This window comes from Pseudoalteromonas sp. 2CM37A (assembly GCF_023161885.1).
Lineage (GTDB): Bacteria > Pseudomonadota > Gammaproteobacteria > Enterobacterales > Alteromonadaceae > Pseudoalteromonas > Pseudoalteromonas atlantica.
Map to the genome: position 1 here is coordinate 711,755 of NZ_JALNTJ010000002.1, position 19,437 is coordinate 731,191.

Genomic DNA, 19,437 nt, shown 5'->3' on the forward strand with positions numbered 1-19,437 from the left:
ACTGTTTTGCTAAAAAAAGCCGCTATATGCGGCTTTAATTTTTTATTTATTATTTACGAGCGTCTTTTAATAAATCAGCTACTAAAAAGCCTACTTCTAATACTTGGTCTGCATTTAGACGCGGGTCACATTGTGTTTTGTAACGTTGCGCTAGGTCATCATCAGATAAACCGTATGCACCACCGGTACACTCTGTAACGTGCTGGCCAGTCATTTCTAAGTGGATACCACCTGCGTATGAACCTTCAGCTTTGTGTACAGCAAAAAACTGGCTAATTTCGCGCATGATATTATCGAAGCTACGTGTTTTATAGCCTGATGTCGCTTTTTCAGTGTTACCGTGCATTGGATCCGAGCTCCAAATAACTTTACGGCCTTCTTGCTGAACGCGTCTTACAAGTGCTGGAAGTTTTTCTGGCAGTACGTCGGCACCCATACGTGTAATTAGCGTTAAACGACCCGGAATGTTATCTGGGTTTACTGCATCAATTAAACGAATTAGGTCATCTGGGTCCATTCCTGGGCCAACTTTAACACCAATAGGGTTTTTTATACCTTTGAAAAACTCAATGTGTGCATGATCTAATTGACGTGTACGCTCACCAATCCACACAAAGTGCGCAGAACAGTCGTACCAGTCACCTGATAGGTGATCGCGACGAGTTAGTGCTTCTTCATAGCCTAGCAATAACGCTTCGTGAGACGTGTATAAATCGGTTTCTTTAAGGCTTGGCGCAATAGTAGAATTAATGCCGCATACTTCCATAAATTCAAGTGCGTCTTGAATTTTGTCAGCAAGCTGTTGGAATCGCTCTTTTTGTGGATTAGCGGCTACAAAGCCCATGTTCCAGCGATTCACTTGGTGTAAATCTGCTAAGCCACCTTGTGCAAATGCACGAAGTAAGTTTAATGTAGCTGCACTATTGTGGTATGCCTTCATTAAACGTTGTGGATCGGGAATACGCGCTTCTTCTGTAAACTCAAAGCTATTTACAATATCACCACGGTAAGATGGTAAAGATACACCGTCAATAGTTTCTAAATCTGCAGAGCGTGGTTTAGCGTATTGGCCTGCCATACGTGCAATTTTAACAACTGGGCATTTACCGCCGTATGTTAAAACAACTGCCATTTGTAAAATGGTTTTAAATGTATCGCGAATATTAGCGGCATTAAAGTCGCTAAATGATTCGGCACAGTCGCCACCTTGAAGTAAAAATGCACGACCTTCACATACATCTTCTAATTGTTTAAAGAGGCTTCTTGTTTCTTCTGCAAAAACAAGTGGCGGAGCACTCTTTAACTGGCTTTCTACTGTTTTTAGTTCTTCTTGATCTGGGTACTGTGGCTGCTGCAGTATTGGCAGTTCTCTCCAGCTATTTGGGTTCCACGATTGCATGTTCTTTCCTCATTCCTACTTTACCTGATATAAAGAAATTAACGTATGCATGGCCCTAAGTTCAAGGACTATATTCACTATTTACCAACTAATTTGTTATGAGTTAAATATATATAAGGTTATTTGTGATTTTAATGCTGCTCATGCTTAGTTTTAATCGTGGTTTAATTTTATTATTTTTATTCAAATACAATAAGTTAAACTTATGAAGGCGCTTTTTTAACCATCCCAAACCAAATTGAATTCAAAGCCTTAAAGTTAACAGTTTCTTTAGGAACACATCATACTTATAGTAGGTTAATTGTAACCTTAGCTTTACGGTGGTGATTTAATTAAATAAACCAAGTGACTAGAACTTATCTTGAGTTTGTGGTATGAGATTCAGGGTTATGTAAGGCTATAGTAATAAGTCCACTTTATTCTGTACAGCTGTGATCAGGTTGTTAGACGATGCCAGTACTCTAATTAGGGCTACTAAAAACAGTCTGTATGAACGACTACTTTAAATACTAAGTTTCATCTTGACAGAGCAGCCTTCCCCATCACAGGAGCCTAGCGCTGTATTACAAGTATCACTTATAAGAGATTATACAATGAGTGCCCAACACTATCTAAAGTGTCGAACCAAAAAATTGATTGCTGGCCTTAAACTAAAGGCTCAATAACTATTTTACACAGAGCGATATTATATAAAAGTATACATCGCCCTAGCAATTACCTGCGTTACAACAAATTTCCTCATATAGCGTAAATACACATAAGTGTATTGATCACGCCTGGGTTCGTTAGTTCTTTCTGTTATATGCAAATATTCAAGCAACGAATCTCACTTAGCATAAGCAAACAACGCTAAAGAACACATCATACTTAATTTAATTTAAAAGTAGTCTTAGCTTTTGTAGAATAAATTAACTTTATTAAACCAAAGCAAAAGGTTAAACTTAATAAATTAAATAAGTAAGATGTGTTCTTAAGGTGGTTATGGTTTCTAAAGTACAAATAAGAAGTCAGTTTGATTTAATGAATGAATTAACGTCGTTGTTGATTGATGAATTACGTGTCTGTGAATATTCAAAGGCTGTGTATTATCAACTACCAGATATAAATAGTGTTGATGAAAATATTATTCCCGAGTCAATTCCTGTAAAAAAATTAACCGGCGAAATTGCTCATAGGGCAATTTTAAACTCATTTACTGATATTTATAAAAAAGAAAGTTTAAGTAGTAGAGTACTCAAGCGTCATCCTGGGCTTTTGGTTCTAAAAAATGCAGATGTCGCAGCATTAACTAGCCGAATACAACAAGTTAATAAAGCTAAGGCTGCTTTTAAGGAGTGTGTTTTGGCTATCGATAATAACGATGCTCGATTTGAAGCTGTTCATAACGCGGTTCCAAATTTAATCACTCTTGCAGCCTATCGAAAAATTCATTTTCAAAGTGAGTCCCCTTTTTCAGTGAGATTTACTTGGATGCATAAGCATGCCACTAAAACTCTAACTAAAAAAATGGCGCTTGAAATGCTCGATAAATCTGCTGGTTATAGAAATCCAAGAATGATCGACCAACAAAAATGGCAGTCCCTCGTTGCACAAGAGCAAATGCGAGTAGCTAGTTTAGGTGAAAAAGAAAAGTTAAGAATTCGCCGCCCTACCCGAGTAAGTCCCCAAGTTAATGTTAGGTATACCGCAGAAAATAGGTATCACGTAAGTGCAGCATTGCCGTTTATTTTAATTAACCCACAGCCGGATGTTAAGTTAGGTACTTTGCCAGATTATCAAAAACCAGAGTCTCACCCGAGAAAAAAAGAGTATGACTTTTTAGTGGATAGACTTTATTTAGAACAAGTAGATAAATAATTATGTTAAAAAGGCCACGTAGTGTGGCCTTTTTGGTAAGTAGTCTAGTATTTTAACCGTTGTTATTTTTCGACTATTTCTTCTATTTTATCTTCATCAATTAAAACTGCGTTTTCGACAATTCGTTTACCACCTTGAATCTCAATACGCTTATTGTGCTTATTGAGCGTGAGTATCTCATCACAAAACTGATCAGAAGGATGCATTTCATAGGTGTAATCAATAATATTACCGGTTTTATCATCTTTTACATTAGTAATGCTGTATTCTGAAATAGCCCCTTTCTCAATCAAGTCTTTCATTGTTGTGGTCATATCACGGCGTAATGCTTTTAATTTGTTTTCTGTGATATCGTCGGTTGAATAAATAGAGCCGTATTTTTCCATAATAGATAGCAATCTAAAATGATACGTTTTACCAGGTGCGGCATAACGCCAAAGGTGGTATAAACGCAGCATCATCCAACGCGATAAACCACGTTTTAGCTCTTGCGCACTGTTAAAGTAATACCCTTTGTATTCAAGGTTATCAATCATGTTATGAACAAATGCATTTAAACATGCAACACATTTAACGTTGCCGCCTTGGCCTTTTTTACCACTAAAGTGAAGAGATGATAAAAAGTTCATGTTTGACTCATAAAAAGAGTCATCAATATCTGTATTTTTAGTATCAGTAGCCGAGTATTTAAATGAAAGTTTAGAACCTTGAAGTGCTTCCAATGATTCTTTAATTTGTGGGTATGGCATTGATTGGCCAACCGCTTTAAGTTCTTGGGCTAATTCGTTCATCGAAAAAACCACGGCATATTGAATACCGGACTTAAAATTGATTTTTACGATTTTACCTTTCGATGCAAGGCGAATTAACGCGCGCTCAACTTTTTCTTCTCTATCCGATGGCCACACTAAATATTCTACGTCTTCGCCATCTTTACGCGTGCTTACAACGGCCGGTGTAATTTTTATTTCGCCGTCATATAAAATACCATCTACTTTTTCGGATATTTTACGCGTAATAATTGTTTTTTTAGGTGCTTCTTCCAATGGCAATTTTTTATGCCCAGAACGTACAAAACGCCCCCATAAATCATAGTGGTTAAACGTGTTTGAATAAGCACGTAACCCATGAGCGGCATTTTCGATAGAAATTCGCACATCTTTGTTATCTGTAAATAGTGCTAAACTTTCGTTATCTATTGCACTTTCCACCCCGTGTATTTGGCCCCTAAGTGTATCGGGCAAGTTATCTACCGAGATGTTGACCTTTCGGCTCATTGTTCTGATTTCCATTTTTTATTGCGACAGCTAATAACAACACATTAAGCAACAAAAGTTAAATGTTTAAGTTAGTATAAAACTGATCCGAGTATAAATAAACGTAACGGATCATTATTATACTAAGTAGGGAGTGATAAGCTTAATTTCAGATCACTATTTTACTAAGATAAGCTTCTCAAGCTAAATTTTTACTAACTCAATTTATTTTTTGTCCATTAAAAGCGCTATTTTTAAACTTTTTACACGACAAACGTTAGTAAAATAAATACCTGCTGTGGATAACAACACTTCTAGTTAGCATAGATCTGATCTGTACTTACTACAGATCAGATCTATACCAATTAAACGCCCTGTTCTTCGTAAGCTTAAGTGTATAACTTTCTAATTTACTTGGTAAAAAACTGATCTCACACAGTCATTTTGTACATAACTTATTGAGTAAGTTGTGCATAACTTTAATATTTAAATAAGGCTTAGTAAAAAGCTGATCTGCATGTAGATAAAGATCTGATCTTAACCAAGTATAAAGGTGATCTGCTTTTTTTAACATTATTTATAAATATCATATAGTTATATAGCCATTATACACCCTTAACCTTTATTACCTTATATATTTAACCACCTTTAAACTTCTTTATTTATACTAAGCAATCTTAAAGGTGTAAAAATATTTTTAAATGTCTTGTTATTAAAATGCATGTCGCCTTAAATAGTTGTTTACAGCCATTTGAATGGACATTATACTAACTGCCTAACTTTGAGGAAGAAAGTATGTCTATCAATAATAACGCGCTAAGTACTTACCGGCTTTTAAAAGCAACAGCCGAAGTTGCTGAAAAATCTTTAAAAGGACGCATACAACACTATCGCGCTCATCTTAAATCAGAAGAAAAAGAATTAAGAACTTACACCCAAAAAGCGGCAGCAGATTTATTAGGCTGTAATAATCGTACCTTAAAACGTCGTCATGACAATGGTGACTTTGATGATTTAAATATTAAGCGTGGTGCAAATGGGCACTATGCGTACACGTTAGTTAATATTTTTGCGATGGCCGATATCATGGATATTCAGCCAGATCACCGCACTACTAACGATAAACTCCAAGTTATTGTTATTAATTCACTTAAAGGTGGCTGTGGTAAAACAACCAGTATGGTTAATATTGCTGCAGCGTTGGCGACGACTAATATCAAACGTTATCGTATTGGTATTATTGATTTAGATCCTCAAGGTTCGTCTTCTAGCTTTTTCCCTTCTAACGATCACGACCCTGTTACGGTAGGCGACTTAATGCGTGATTGTATTGATTTAGACGAAGGCGAAACCTGGCCAGAGTTTGTTTCTAGTGCTTTTGTGACTACGCATATTCCAAATATTCGTGTTTTACCCTCAGGTATGGATGACTTTTACTTTGAACACGAGACCGCAACACTTTTAAAAGACACCTCTAATTACGAACAAACACGTCATTATCATAAGCTTTTAGAAAAGGTTATTGAGCCGGTTAAAGACGAATTCGATATTATTTTAATCGATACCGCTCCTACTCTTAACTTTATGTTTTATAATGCTTTAATGGCCTCTACGGCGATGCTTATTCCGGTTCATCCAGAAGCTGTAGATTTTGATGCTAACAATAAATATTTAAAGCGTTTAGGTGAGATTTACCACACAGTAGCGGCACTTGGTCATGAAGGTTGGGACTTTATGCAGTTTTTAGTGACCAATTACGTTAAGGGTAATCATTCACAGCGCGATATTGTTAAAGATGTACGTAGTGCGTTTGGCCGCCAAGTAATGAGCTACCCAATTAATCACAGCTCGGCAATTACGGCTAGTTCATCGTCTTTTAATACCATATTTGATCAAAAAGCATCGGATAGTTTAGCAAGTCGCGAGTCTTTATTGCGCGCGCAAGAAAATATTAAAGATGTTGTGGACGAATTAGAAATGCTTATTCGTTCTAATTGGGAGTCAACCCAATCATCACTTAACAACACTAAGTAAGGATGTTACATAAAAATGGCTACAAAACGTAAAAACGACACCCGCTTAGATCCATTTGCAACTGCCGTAGGCAATAGCAGCCTTGATGCATTACTTGAGCAAGCAAGCGCTGGTGATGTAATAAGAATGCCTGCGCCAAGCGACCCTACACGCGAAATAACCTTAGTGTGTAAAGTTATTGCTCATGCAGATATTGAATCTAGCACCACGGTTTACGGTAAAAATCGCCGTGTACAAGCGCTATTAAACGAAAAGTCGGTTTCTGATATTTTACCTGCAATCAGTGAAGATGGACGTAATCAACACCCTGCTTTACTTTGGGATCAGGGAAATACTAACTTAGTACTTGCCGGTTCACGTCGTCGAAAGGCATGTATTTTAGGTAATGCCGATTATTTAGTTTTAAGCTCTCCTGATTTTACCGAGCAAGACGCTAAAATTTTAGCTGTATCTTCAGATCAGTACATAGCCCCAAGCCTTTGGGAGCTAGGGCAAGCTTATCAACAAACTAAAAACGATCTTATTGAGCAAGGTAAAAAAGGCTCTTATCGCGAAATTGCCGCTATTGAAGGTGTATCGCACACCGCAATTGCAGATGCCATTAAAGCGTACGAGCAAATACCCGCTGATGTAATTTCACTTTACCCAACGGCTAATCACGTAGGCAGAGAAGTCGCTAAAAAGCTTGTTAGTGCAAAGGAGCGCGACGAGCAGGCGTTTAACGCCCTAGTTAGCGAATTACATACAGACGATGAGATTAACGCCATTACAAGCGACGACAAGCGCGCAATGGCAATTACTAAACGTTTAACTACCGAGCCTAGCGCGGTTGCTAAACGTGAAGCTGTATTTGAAAACAACTTTATAAACGTACAACGTAATTTAAAAAGTGGTGACGTATCTATTAAAATAGATAATAAAGTATTGACTGACAAACGCTTAGAACAACTTACTAAGTTGTTAAGCGCGTTTAATTAGCCCCTTATTACTTAGTAAAATAGTGATCTTAAAAGCCTGTTAGGTTAGTTAAATTCTGATCTGATGGGCTTTTTACTTAGTAAAATCCTGATCTTTTTTGCTATTTATAACCTATAAATCCCTCATTTTTGCTCTAAAGATCACATTTTTACCAACTGAATTTAGTTTTTACGACTATTTGATGCTGGATCTTAATTTGTTAGTAAAAAACTGATCTGTAAAGCCCCGGCATTGTTAATAAATTGTTTGTAACATGTGTGTTTGCTGTTTACCTATTCTCATATTGGCAGATAAAGTGTCATAAAGTACGTATAAACCGATTTTTTACTAACCTAGCAGCTCCAACCAGTTTATATAACGTTAATATTGCTTTTGCTGTGCGCAGTTAAAGAATATACTGGCAGAATTATTTTAAAAATTTAATACTTAGAGTGACATGTCTGCTAACTTATCAAAAAATGATTTACTGGCTATTTTTGAAGAAATAAAAAATGAGCAGGCAACCTTGTTCCCTCTTTCTGAGCGCTTTATAAAAAAGCTGTTTAGGCCAAACGTGCTCGATAAAGGCAAAGAGTATTATAAAAACGGCCAAATTAGTTGGTTAGAGCACAGCAGTGATTTTGCTGTTATTGATTCAACGGTACAAGGCGACACCGGATCAGCATTTAACCAACGCATTGAGATCAGTAAAGTACCTACTGGTTACTCTGTTGATACGCATTGTACCTGTAATGCTAAAACCAAATGTAGGCACTTAGCCGCTGTATTATTTAAACTTAAAATAGAGCACTCAGGTGAATACGGAGAAGACTACTTTATTAACGATTGGTTTAGTGAACTAACAGCACTTAAAAGTGTTGATGCTAAAGCTCCTTCGCAAGTTCTTTTATTTGTATTAGACATTGAAAACAATAAAGTATTTTTAACGCCAAAAATTGCCAATTACGACAAAAATAATAATTACACGCTAGGGCGCAATTTAACTGAGCAACAATTAAATAGCTTTGTAACGCCAAACGATTTGCTCGAAAGTGACTTTAGACTCTTTAGTTGGATTCGCTCACAAAATGCAGTGGGTAATTTAGAGCTAAAAGGTCAATGGGGCTTTAGCGCTTTACAACAATTAATTGCCACCGACCGTTTATTTTTACAACGCTCTCGTGTTGCTATTAAAGCGCAAACTGGGCAATCGCTTAACTTTAATTGGCAGCAACAAAACGAGTTATCGCAATTAATTATTGAGCTTGAACACAGTAAAAATTGGGCATTGATAAAAACCACGCCGCCCGCTTATTTAGACCTCGATCACTTTAAAGTCGGCCGGATCAGAACACAGCTTAGCGCCGACGAAATAGCACATTTACAATCAATTCCCGCACTTCACGATGCTAATTTTGATCGCATTTATAAACAACTTGCCGACAATTTTGGGGCCGGTGTTATTCCGCATCCGAATAACGAACAAGTCAATGTTAAGCAACTTGGTAATGCTGTTTTAAAAGCCACTATGGATGAGCAAGGGCTTAAAGTTTCGCTATTATTTAAATATAAAAATAAAAATTATTTAGCGGGAACAGCACCCGCGAGTTTAATAAATAGTGCATTTGAAAACACAGTAACAAATGAGTTAGTAAATTTAGGTTTTGAGTTTTGTAAAGGGGGTTTACAAAGTGAGTTTATATTTAATAAACAATCACCTATACATTTACATTGGCTCGTTTACGAAGTATTCCCTGGCTTTAAAAAGCGTGGCTGGCAGGTAACTCAAACTAAAGTAAATGTAGCCGACCCCCAAGGGCACGTTACACTCGATGTAAACCGTGCTGCAGGTCACCAAATGCATTGTAAAGTGCAATTAAGTGATGCCAAAGCCGCTGTACTTTTTAATACCGATGATGCCACGTATCAATCGTTAAATCGTCAAAGTGAGCTGTTTTATTACTATCCTGTTGGGCGTCAATTTGGTGTTATTAGTAAAGCCGCCATTAATTTACTGACCGAATTTAAACAACGTTTTGAATTTGTTAAAACACGCGATGAATTTAATATCCCGCTTTCTTATTTACCTGAGCTGGTAAAGCATACCGCAGTTACTATAGACCTTCATGATGACTCATTGGAGCGTTATCTTGATGAGTTAAACAACACCGAGCAGGCAATGCCCGTGGTGCCCTTACACGGTTTAAATGACTCGGTAACACTACGTGAATACCAGCAACAAGGCGTTGATTGGCTTAGCTTTTTAAAGCGCCACCAATTAGGCGGCATACTAGCTGATGACATGGGGCTTGGTAAAACGCTGCAAGTTATTGCCTTTTTGGCCAGCAGTTTTAATCGCCCGCAAGCTGGGCCTACTCTTATAGTGTGCCCTACAAGTTTGGTAAGTAATTGGCAAAACGAAATAACCAAATTTGCTAAAAGTCTTAAAGTAACCACTATTTTTGGCTCGCAACGTAATGAGCCTTTACAACATTTAGCGCAAGCGCAGTGTATTTTAACTACTTACCCATTATTAAAGCGTGATATTGCTTACTACTCGCCACTTTATTTTGAAAATATTATTTTAGACGAAGCGCAATATATTAAAAACGATACTGCACAAGTCTCGCGCTTAGTTAAGCGTTTAAATGCCGACTTTAAGTTATGTTTAAGCGGTACGCCTATCGAAAATAATTTGTTTGAGCTTAAGTCGTTACTCGACTTTGCAATGCCTTCATTACTTGGCTCGCAAGCCCACTTTAAACAGCACTTTCAAACACCTATTGAGCGCGAAGCCGACTCAGAGCGAGCTGAGCAACTAAAAGCGCTTATTATGCCGTTTATATTACGCCGCACAAAAGCGCAGGTAGCTCAAGAGCTGCCACAAAAAACAGAGCTGTTAAAAGAGTTTGAGTTTGAACCTAAGCAAAAAGATATGTACCAAGGTATTACGCGCGCCTTAGAAGAAAAGCTCATCGACTTATTTGCTGAGCAAGGCGCACAAAAAAGTAAGCTCGCATTTTTAGAAGCGCTACTAAAGCTAAGGCAAATTTGTTGTCATCCAAAATTAATTGAGCCAGAAACACAAGCAGGTTCAGCAAAATTAGAATGGCTAACTACGCATTTACCGTTAATGCTAAGCCTTGGTCGTAAAGTGATTATTTTTAGTCAATTTACCTCTGCGCTCGATTTAATTGCAGAGCGTTTAAACGATATAAATATCAAATTTAGTATGCTAACTGGGCAAACGCGTCATCGCGACAAAGTTATTGACGAATTTACCAGTGGCAAAACCTCGGTGTTTTTAATCAGTTTAAAAGCAGGCGGTACTGGGCTTAACTTAACTCAAGCCGATACCGTTATTCACTTTGATCCATGGTGGAACCCTGCTGTTGAAAAACAAGCCACCGATCGTGCTTATCGTATTGGCCAAACAAATCCAGTGTTTGTTTATAAATTAATTATGAGCAATTCTATTGAGCAAAAGGTATTTAAAATGCAGCAAGATAAGCAAGCGCTAGTTGATGCATTATTTACCGATAAATCAATGAGCTTTACTTCGTTTGATGAGCAGCAAATGTTATCGCTTATAAAAAGCTAATTTTTTTACTTAGCATGTGAACTAATTTAACCAAACGGCGTCTATTATATTGCTTGTTGAATAATTGCAGTTATCACAAGCTTCATGTTGATTTCCCCTGATTGGTTACTAAATTTAGTAATGATTGAGCCAGCCCTTTTAGCTGGCTTTTTTTATGCCTGTAATTAACACCTTAAATTGCATTTTTTATAAATAGTTTGAACTAAATTTAAAAACACGCGTCTACTATTATGCTTGTTGAATAATTGCAGTTATCACAAGCTTCATGTTGATTTCCCTGATTGGTTACTAAATTTAGTAATGATTGAGCCAGCTCCTTTTAAGCTGGCTTTTTTTATGCCCACATTTTAGTTTTTAAATTATTTATATTTTTATGTGAACTTAATTTAGTGTGCAGCGTCTACTATTATGCTTGTTGATTAATTGCAGTTAACACAAGCTTCATGTTGATTTACCCCGTTTAATTACTAATTTTAGTAATGATTGAGCCAGCTCCTTTTTTAGCTGGCTTTTTTTATGCCCACATTTTAGTTTTTATAATTATTTATATTTTTATGTGAACTTAATTTAATGAGTGGCGTCTACTATTACGCTTGTTGATTAATTGCAGTTATCACAAGCTTCATGTTGATTTCCCTGATTGGTTACTAAATTTAGTAATGATTGAGCCAGCCCTTTTAGCTGGCTTTTTTTATGCCTTTAGTAAATGTTACGCCCCTACCCCCCACTACCTTTATTCGTTATGATGGCATGTCTCTAAATTTTATAAGTTTATTTTATGTTTACTCAGCTATTAACGCATATTGATTGGTTAAGTGCCAGCGCAGGGCTTGCAACAGGGCTCGTACTATATGGCCTAGTGTCGCTCCCTTCTCGTAATAAATTAAAACAACACATTAGCGAGCAACAGCAACAGTTATCGTTATTACAAAACCAGTACGACAATAAACAGCTGCAATACACGGCCTTATTTGATGAGCACGAGCTGCTCGAGCAATCACATCAAGAGCAACGCGATGAAGCGCAGCATTATAAAACTCGCTTTAGCGAGCAAGAAAAACAAAGTGTTCAATACAACCATTTTTGGCGTAAAGCCGAAGGCGAACTTAGTGCCTTGCGAGAGCAATATAACCAGCGCGATATTGAGCTTAATAATATGCGAACTACGCTTGAGCAAAAGCAGCAAAACTTTACCGAGCAGCTAGCACAAATCGAGCAAAGCAAAAATGTGCTTAAAAAAGAGTTTGAAAACCTAGCTAATAAAATTTTAGAAGAAAAATCGCAAAGCTTTAAAACCCTAAATCAAGAAAGCATTGAGCAACTATTAAAGCCAGTTCAAGGGGAGCTAAAAGGCTTTAGAGATAAAATGGAATCGATTCACGTTGAAGACTTAAAACAACGTGCTGCCCTTAAAACTGAGTTACTGCACTTGCAAGCTAAAAGCCAAGCTATTACCGAGCAAGCCGATAAACTTAGTAATGCCTTACAAGGGCAAAAAAAGACCCAAGGTAATTGGGGCGAACTAATGCTCGAAAACGTACTCGACAGCGCAGGCCTTCGCGCGGGTACTGACTACAAACGCGAAGTATCGTTTAATACCGAAGACGGTCGACTGCGCCCCGACGTAGTGGTGTATTTACCTCAGGGCCGCCACTTAGTGATTGACGCTAAAACATCGCTAAATGCTTATACCCGCTACGTTAATGCCGAAAATGAGCTAGAGGCTAGCCAAGCAATTAAAGAGCATGTAAATGCTGTTACCGCGCGTATTAACGAGCTTGCCAGTAAATCGTACGATCGTCTCCCTGGTATAAATTCGCCTGAAGTAGTTATCATGTTTGTGCCTATAGAATCTGCATTTGTAGAGGCGCTTAAATATCAAAGCGATATTTACCAACAAGCTATCGAAAAAAACATTTTAGTTGCTACACCAACTACTCTGCTTACAAGCCTTAATATTGTTAAACAGCTGTGGCGCTTCGAAGAGCAAACCAAATACTCTAAAGAGCTGGCGAATCGTGCAGAGCGCTTTTACAACAAGCTCAATGGCTTTTTAACGAGTATGGAAGGTGTTGGCAAACAACTAGACCGCGCCAAAGAAAGCTACGATAAAGCCTTTTCACAGCTTTACCGTGGTAAAGGTAACTTAATTAAACAAGCTTCAGAATTTAAAGAGCTAGGTGTATCGGTTCAAAAAGAGCTACCAAACGAAAGCGTAGAAAAAGCCCAATTAGAGCTGGATTAAGTTCGATTTATCTCTACTGTTTTATACATCAAAAGGAAGGTTAATGGTTTTTCCATTACTCAATTCGCAAAGGTTAGCGTTAACCCCTATTAGTTATGAGGATAGAGACGCTATTTTTGCTCTTGGTACTGTGGAGCAAAAATAGCGTTATTTAAGTTTTATGGCAGAAAAGCTAGTAAATGCTGAGGCAAAAGTAATTGAATACATAGACGTATATTACGTAGAAACATTATTTTGGGGCGCAAGTTCTCATACTATTGCGATTGGTTGGCCTCTAGTGCCTGCCAAATTACAAAAGCTTTATATCAATTTTCATGGTAAAGCGCCGCAAAACTAATACAACTAAAGCTCACATGTACTCGCTTACGCCTTTAATACTCCACCTCATTCAATAACTCATTTATTTTTTCATCGCCAATACACTCTCCATTAGACCAGTTTGCATTAAGCAGTGTAATTAAATTACCAATACGCTCAGACTTACGCTGTAGCTGCTCAATTAGTGCATTAGCTTCATGTTGTTTTTGAGTGAGGCGCTCAATAATGGCGTTGTGATCTATCTCCTCATTAGGCTTACGTAGGGAGGGGATTTCTTCAAGCGAAAACCCTAAACTTTGTGCAAACTTAATCATTTTAAGCTGCTCTACACTGGCTTTGTCGTATTGCCTATACCCGTTGTTATTTCGCGTGCCGTGTGGCAGCAGCCCTATACTTTCGTAATACCGTATGGTGCTTGCTGCAATACCTGAGTGCTTAGCTAGTTCACCTATTTTCATTATTGCCTCTACTATAAAAAAGCGGGTTGACCTTAAAGCTGACTTTAAGGTTATAGTGCCTGTAATGTCAATTTATGCTTTATATGTATGTCTGAGTTTGAACAATCTGCTGTATTTACGCCCTTTACCCTACCAAGCGGTTTAACGCTTAAAAACCGAGTAGTAAAAGCCGCTATGGAAGAGAACCTCGCAGAGGCCGACCTAACGCCATCGCAAGTGCTTAAAAATGTATACAACGAATGGGCAAAAGGCGGTTGCGGGTTAATTATTACTGGCAATGTTATGGTCGACCACCTTGCAATGACAGGGCCAGGCGGCCTTGCCCTTGAGCAGCAAACCGATATAGCGCCTTTTGCAGAGCTTGCTCGTTTAGGGCAGCAAAACGACTGTAAAATTGTGATGCAAATTAATCATCCTGGCCGCCAAGTATTTAAAAAAATGGGTGGTAAAGCGCTAAGTGCCTCTGATATTGCGCTTAATATGGGTAAGCACTCTCACTTATTTGCCCAGCCAACAGCTATGGATAAAAGCGAGATTAGTGATGTTATCACTCGTTTTATCCATACAGCGCAACAGGCCGAAAAAGCAGGTTTTAATGGCGTGCAAATACACGCTGCACATGGCTATTTATTAGCGCAGTTTTTATCTCCACTAACTAATAAGCGTGATGACGAATGGGGCGGTAGCCTTGAGAATCGCGCGCGATTATTACTTGAAATAACACGTAGTATTAAAGCGCAATGCAGCGCCGGTTTTTCGGTATCGGTTAAGTTAAACTCAGCCGATTTTCAGCGCGACGGCTTTGAACCGCATGATGCGCAAGCAGTTGTTAATATGCTTAGTGCATTAAAGCTTGATTTTGTAGAGCTTTCGGGCGGCAGTTACGAAGCACCGGCTATGCAAGGACAAACAGGTGATGAGCGTACACTTGCACGTGAGGCGTACTTTTTGGAATTTGCCAAAGCTATTAGCGAGCAATCAACCATGCCCATTATGACCACCGGTGGCATTAGCCGATTAGATGTGGCAAATAGAGTAATTAGCTCAGGCGTAGCGCTCGTTGGTATGGCCACGGCACTGGCTTATCAGCCTAATTTAGTTAATTGCTGGCAAACACAACCAACGCAAAACCTGCTTATGCCGCGTGTTACCTTTAAAGACAAAACCCTTGCAGGGCTTGCCACTATGGCGCTGGTAAAAAGGCAAATTCGCAGAGTGGGCCAAGGCAAACGCGTTAAAGCAAATGCCTCGGCTATTTTTACTTTAATAAGTGACCAAATACGCGGTGCAAAGCTTACCAAGCGCTATCGAAAACGCTTTGCAAAAGAGCTAAATTAATTAGCTCTAGTTTAAACTGATATTTTCTATGCCACACTTGAAAGCGTTGATTGATGGGCGTTAGCATATGCCCAATTAACGCACTCTTGCGCTAAAATAGCGATGGTATCTAGGCAAGTTTCTGGCGAGTGTTTGGCTTGTTCATTTAACACAAGCGGTATTTCGGTACAGCCAAACAGCACGCAGTCAGCACCTTGAGCAAGCATTAAGTCGTATGCCTTGCTTAACAAGTGGCGACCTTTATTTAAATCGCCCGCTTTTACGGCGGTTATGCCATCCATTATGGCTGCTTGTTGTTGAGTGTTTGGTTCAACAAAATCAATATTGTGCTGCTTAAACGCATTTTGGTAAATGCCCATATTAAGCGTAGCGGTAGTGGCTAAAATACCAACCTTTTGTTTGCCCGTGGTTTTTACTTGTTTTATAACGCTTTTTACAATGCTAATGGTGTGTACATCGGCATTTTTAGTGAGCGCGTCGTACCAGTAATGCGCGGTATTACACGGAATAACAATACAACTTACACCTAAGCTTGTTAGCTCTTTAAAGCCTTTTTTAAGCTCAAAAAATGGGTTTTCGTCTTCAAGACCCATTAAAAATTTTGTTCTGTCAGGAATTTGCGGGATATTCCTTATAAACATAGGTATATGCTCTTGATCATTTTTAGCGGGCGATAGCGCAATTACCTGATTCATAAATGAGGCGGTAGCCAAAGGCCCCATTCCACCTAGTACGCCAAGAGTTCTAAGCATGATTGCATTCCAGTTATTGAGTTTATAGGCTTAATTTATAGTGTTTTATTTAGTTTGAATAATGCTATTATTTTACCACCCATGCACAAATTGCATAACTAAGTGGTCGCTATGAATATTGAAAGTAAATGGTTAGAAGATTTTTTAACGCTCTCGCACACAAAAAGCTTTTCGCAAGCGGCAAAGCTTAGGCATATTACGCAACCTGCATTTAGTCGGCGTATAAAAGCCCTTGAAGATGCCCTTGGCGCAGCCCTAATCGACCGAGAAAACTTGCCTATTACTCTTACCCCAAGCGGTAAAATATTTCATATAACGGCGCGTAATTTAGTTAACCAAATGAATACCTCGGTTAGCATGCTTGAGGAGTTGTCGGTGCAGCAAAATTATTCTGTAAAGGTTGCGGCCGCACATTCTTTAGCGAGTTTTTTAACCTTACAACTCGCTAACTTTCAAACGCAAGATGAGCGCGACATTGTACTTAATTTAGAGGCTATAGACGTAGATAAAGCCACCGAAGCGCTGGAGCAAGGTGAATGCGACTTACTTATTGCCTTTGATAACGAACGCCTTAAACTGCCGCCGTTTAGTCATCAAAAAATAGGTAATGCTAAGTTGTTACCTGTTAGCGCCTGTGACAAGCAAGGCAAAGCCTTATATAACCTAGAAAGCGCAGCGCCTATACCGCATTTAGCCTACAGCCTCGACTCCTACATGGGCCGGCAGTTAGAGCCTATTATATCGGGCGCTAAGCTTAAAAAGGTGTTTGTTTCATCCATGACTGAGCTTTTAAAAGTGCACGCTGTTGCAGGTAATGGTATTGCTTGGCTGCCCGACTACGTTATATCAAACGAGCTTAAAAATAATACCTTGGTAGTTGTAGGGAGTGAGCACCACTGCGTACCAATAACTTACTATGCGTATAGATATCATGCGGCTTTGCACCCCGGTGGTGAAAGTGTGTGGAATAAGTTAACTGAGCTAAATATAAGCTAACTGTAAACCCCCGTTACAGTTAATAAGGTATTATTAATTTAAAACGATAACAGCTATGTGCAATGGAATTTTAATTATTTACCTATTTTATTATGGAGTTTTATTTCCATAATAATTGGGTATTTTGTCTCTTTTTTAATGCTCTTGATAAAGCCAAAATAGCGTCATCAACACAGAGTATTAACTAGCTAACGAGGCAACTCCCATGAAAGCAATTGGATATCAAAAAAGTTTACCTATCGAAAACGAATTATCATTACAAGACATTGAACTTGAAACGCCAACAGCACACGGCCACGATATTTTAGTAGAAGTTAAAGCGGTATCGGTTAATCCGGTTGATTTTAAAATTCGCCAAGCAATGCCAGCAGCTGAGGGCGAGTATAAAGTAATTGGTTGGGATGCAACTGGGGTTGTTAAATCGGTTGGCGAAAACGTATCGCTTTTTAAGCCAGGCGACAAAGTATGGTACGCAGGCGACATTACGCGCTCAGGCAGTAACGCGCAGTTTCAGTTAGTTGACGAGCGTATTGTTGGCCATATGCCAAGCTCGCTTTCGTATGGCGAAGCCGCAGCATTGCCACTTACCAGCATTACTGCGTGGGAATTATTGTTTGACCGTTTAAACGTTGCTAAAAACGATGACTCTAAAAGCATTTTAGTTATTGGTGCCGCCGGTGGTGTGGGCTCAATAATGGTGCAGCTGTTAAAGCAGCGTACTAAATTAAATATTATTGCTAGTGCTTCTCGTGCTGAAACAATTTCGTGGTTAGAAGATTTAGGTGCCGATACCATTGTTAATCACCGTAACCCGTTAAGTGAAGAGTTTGCAGCTAAAAACTTAAGCGAAGTGGATTACGTAGTAAGCTTAAACAATACAGAGCAGCACTTACCTGAAATTGAAAAAGTAGTGAAGCCACAAGGTCAATTTGCCCTTATTGATGACCCTGAAACACTTAATATTGTGCCATTTAAAAACAAAAGCGTGTCGGTACACTGGGAGCTTATGTTTACTCGCTCGTTGTTTAAAACCGACGACATGCAAGAGCAACACGTTATTTTAAACAACGTAGCCACTATGATTGACCAAGGGCAAATTAAAACCACGGTAGGTGAGCACTTAGGTAAAATTAACGCAGCCAATTTACGCAAAGCGCATCAGCACCTTGAATCGCAAACCGCTAAAGGTAAAGTGGTGTTAGAAGGCTTTTAAGGCCTTTAGCTAATATGGTTTTTTTGAGTATACCCAAGCCCCTAACGGGGCTTTTTTGTGGCTATTATTTATATAACTGATTGTAATTAGGAATATGCTTTACCCAAAATGCAGGGCTGCCAATATACTCTTGTACAGTTTTTATAAATTCGCTCACCAGTGGTGTTTGTTTACGGTGAGGATACAGCGCATAAATACCGGTGCCCGATGCGCTAAGCTTATAATTAGTTAATAGCGGCACTAGCCCCATTTCGTCTATGGGTTTTTCTAGGTTAAATAAATCTAGCATCACATACCCTAAACCCGCTTTTGTGGCATCAAGCATGGCGCGTACATCGCTTACCTTATAGTTGCCTTTCATTTTGTGGGTTTTGTATTCATCACCATGAGGCTGGGTGCTTAATTTTATTTGATCTAGGCTTACATCGCCATTGCCATAAACCACCGCAGGTAAGGCGATAAGTTCTTCAGGTGTGCTTGGCATACCATGGCGTGCAATAAAGTCATTAGAGGCAACCAAAGCAAAGTGCATGTCAGATATTTTTTTTGCCATTAGGTTGGAGTCATTCAATTTGCCAATTCTAAATGCTAAATCGTAATGATCGGCAATAATATCGTTGCGCTTATCATCAAGCATGAGGGTTATTTTTACCTCAGGGTATTTTTGCATAAATAAATTAATGGCAGGCTGCACATACTGCTGCCCAAAAAACATGCCCGAGGTAATGCGCAAAATACCTTTAGGTTTTGCTTGGTAGGAGTCGGCAATGCTATGAATATCACTGAGCGTATCAATTAAAATATGCGCTTGCTGGAGTATTTCCTCCCCTGCGGAGGTAAGCGAAAACGAGCGCGTAGAACGATTAAGTAATTGAATACCTAAACTGCTTTCTAGCTTTTTAATTTGCTTTGAAAGCGATGAGTTGTCCATATCGTGCAGCGCCGCGGCTTTTGCAAATGAGCCTTGCTGTACTACATCAACAAATAACGCTAATTGGTTGGTGATTGACATC

Annotated in this window: 14 protein-coding genes; 9 read left to right on the forward strand and 5 right to left on the reverse strand. The window is 38.7% G+C overall.

Going from position 1 to position 19,437, the window contains the following annotated elements; translation table 11 throughout:
• Nucleotides 1-49: 49 nt before the first annotated feature.
• Entirely contained in the window at nt 50-1,399 is a 1,350-nt protein-coding gene (locus tag MTF68_RS06855; protein ID WP_024032363.1) for a 3-deoxy-7-phosphoheptulonate synthase class II, read from the reverse strand.
• 981 nt (nt 1,400-2,380) lie between these two features.
• Between MTF68_RS06855 and MTF68_RS06860 the strand changes: the two genes are divergently transcribed.
• Nucleotides 2,381-3,256, forward strand: coding sequence for a DNA replication terminus site-binding protein (locus MTF68_RS06860; RefSeq protein ID WP_248462065.1), 876 nt, complete (start codon nt 2,381-2,383; stop codon nt 3,254-3,256).
• Between the two features lie 62 nt (nt 3,257-3,318).
• On the opposite strand, the gene MTF68_RS06865 is transcribed toward MTF68_RS06860, so the two are convergent.
• A complete protein-coding gene (locus MTF68_RS06865; protein ID WP_004586302.1) occupies nt 3,319-4,533 on the reverse strand; it encodes a hypothetical protein in 1,215 nt (404 codons plus the stop codon).
• 774 nt (nt 4,534-5,307) lie between these two features.
• Here MTF68_RS06865 and MTF68_RS06870 point away from each other — a divergent pair.
• The 5 genes from MTF68_RS06870 to MTF68_RS06890 all read left to right on the forward strand — a co-directional run bounded on the left by MTF68_RS06870 (nt 5,308) and on the right by MTF68_RS06890 (nt 13,686).
• A complete protein-coding gene (locus tag MTF68_RS06870; protein WP_054981985.1) occupies nt 5,308-6,546 on the forward strand; it encodes an AAA family ATPase in 1,239 nt (412 codons plus the stop codon).
• A 15-nt stretch (nt 6,547-6,561) separates the two neighbouring features.
• The gene (locus MTF68_RS06875; RefSeq protein WP_055254228.1) at nt 6,562-7,524 is read left to right on the forward strand and encodes a hypothetical protein; all 963 of its coding nucleotides are present in this window, start codon (nt 6,562-6,564) and stop codon (nt 7,522-7,524) included.
• A gap of 436 nt (nt 7,525-7,960) precedes the next feature.
• Entirely contained in the window at nt 7,961-11,104 is a 3,144-nt protein-coding gene (locus MTF68_RS06880; RefSeq protein WP_248462066.1) for a DEAD/DEAH box helicase, read from the forward strand.
• Nucleotides 11,105-11,882: 778 nt separating this feature from the next.
• A complete protein-coding gene (rmuC, locus tag MTF68_RS06885) occupies nt 11,883-13,349 on the forward strand; it encodes a DNA recombination protein RmuC (protein ID WP_248462067.1) in 1,467 nt (488 codons plus the stop codon).
• Between the two features lie 160 nt (nt 13,350-13,509).
• A complete protein-coding gene (locus MTF68_RS06890) occupies nt 13,510-13,686 on the forward strand; it encodes a hypothetical protein (protein ID WP_248462068.1) in 177 nt (58 codons plus the stop codon).
• Nucleotides 13,687-13,720: 34 nt separating this feature from the next.
• On the opposite strand, the gene MTF68_RS06895 is transcribed toward MTF68_RS06890, so the two are convergent.
• Nucleotides 13,721-14,125 carry a MerR family transcriptional regulator gene (locus MTF68_RS06895; RefSeq protein ID WP_248462069.1) on the reverse strand — a complete coding sequence of 135 codons (405 nt, stop codon included), beginning with the start codon at nt 14,123-14,125 and terminating at the stop codon, nt 13,721-13,723.
• Nucleotides 14,126-14,212: 87 nt separating this feature from the next.
• On the opposite strand from MTF68_RS06895, the gene MTF68_RS06900 reads away from it, so the two are divergent.
• Nucleotides 14,213-15,463 (forward strand): NADH:flavin oxidoreductase/NADH oxidase family protein, encoded by a 1,251-nt coding sequence (locus MTF68_RS06900; RefSeq protein WP_248462070.1) that lies wholly within the window; start codon nt 14,213-14,215, stop codon nt 15,461-15,463.
• A gap of 26 nt (nt 15,464-15,489) precedes the next feature.
• On the opposite strand, the gene MTF68_RS06905 is transcribed toward MTF68_RS06900, so the two are convergent.
• Nucleotides 15,490-16,215, reverse strand: a complete 726-nt coding sequence (locus tag MTF68_RS06905; protein ID WP_121638574.1) for an amino acid racemase — start codon at nt 16,213-16,215, stop codon at nt 15,490-15,492.
• 111 nt (nt 16,216-16,326) lie between these two features.
• Here MTF68_RS06905 and MTF68_RS06910 point away from each other — a divergent pair, with 111 nt between their 5' ends.
• Both MTF68_RS06910 and MTF68_RS06915 read left to right on the forward strand, forming a co-directional pair.
• Entirely contained in the window at nt 16,327-17,211 is an 885-nt protein-coding gene (locus MTF68_RS06910) for a LysR family transcriptional regulator (RefSeq protein ID WP_054981992.1), read from the forward strand.
• Between the two features lie 205 nt (nt 17,212-17,416).
• Entirely contained in the window at nt 17,417-18,424 is a 1,008-nt protein-coding gene (locus MTF68_RS06915) for a zinc-binding alcohol dehydrogenase family protein (protein WP_029771784.1), read from the forward strand.
• 64 nt (nt 18,425-18,488) lie between these two features.
• Here the strand turns inward: MTF68_RS06915 and MTF68_RS06920 are convergent, their stop codons facing one another.
• Nucleotides 18,489-19,436 carry a LysR family transcriptional regulator gene (locus tag MTF68_RS06920; protein WP_054981994.1) on the reverse strand — a complete coding sequence of 316 codons (948 nt, stop codon included), beginning with the start codon at nt 19,434-19,436 and terminating at the stop codon, nt 18,489-18,491.
• Nucleotide 19,437 lies beyond the last annotated feature (1 nt).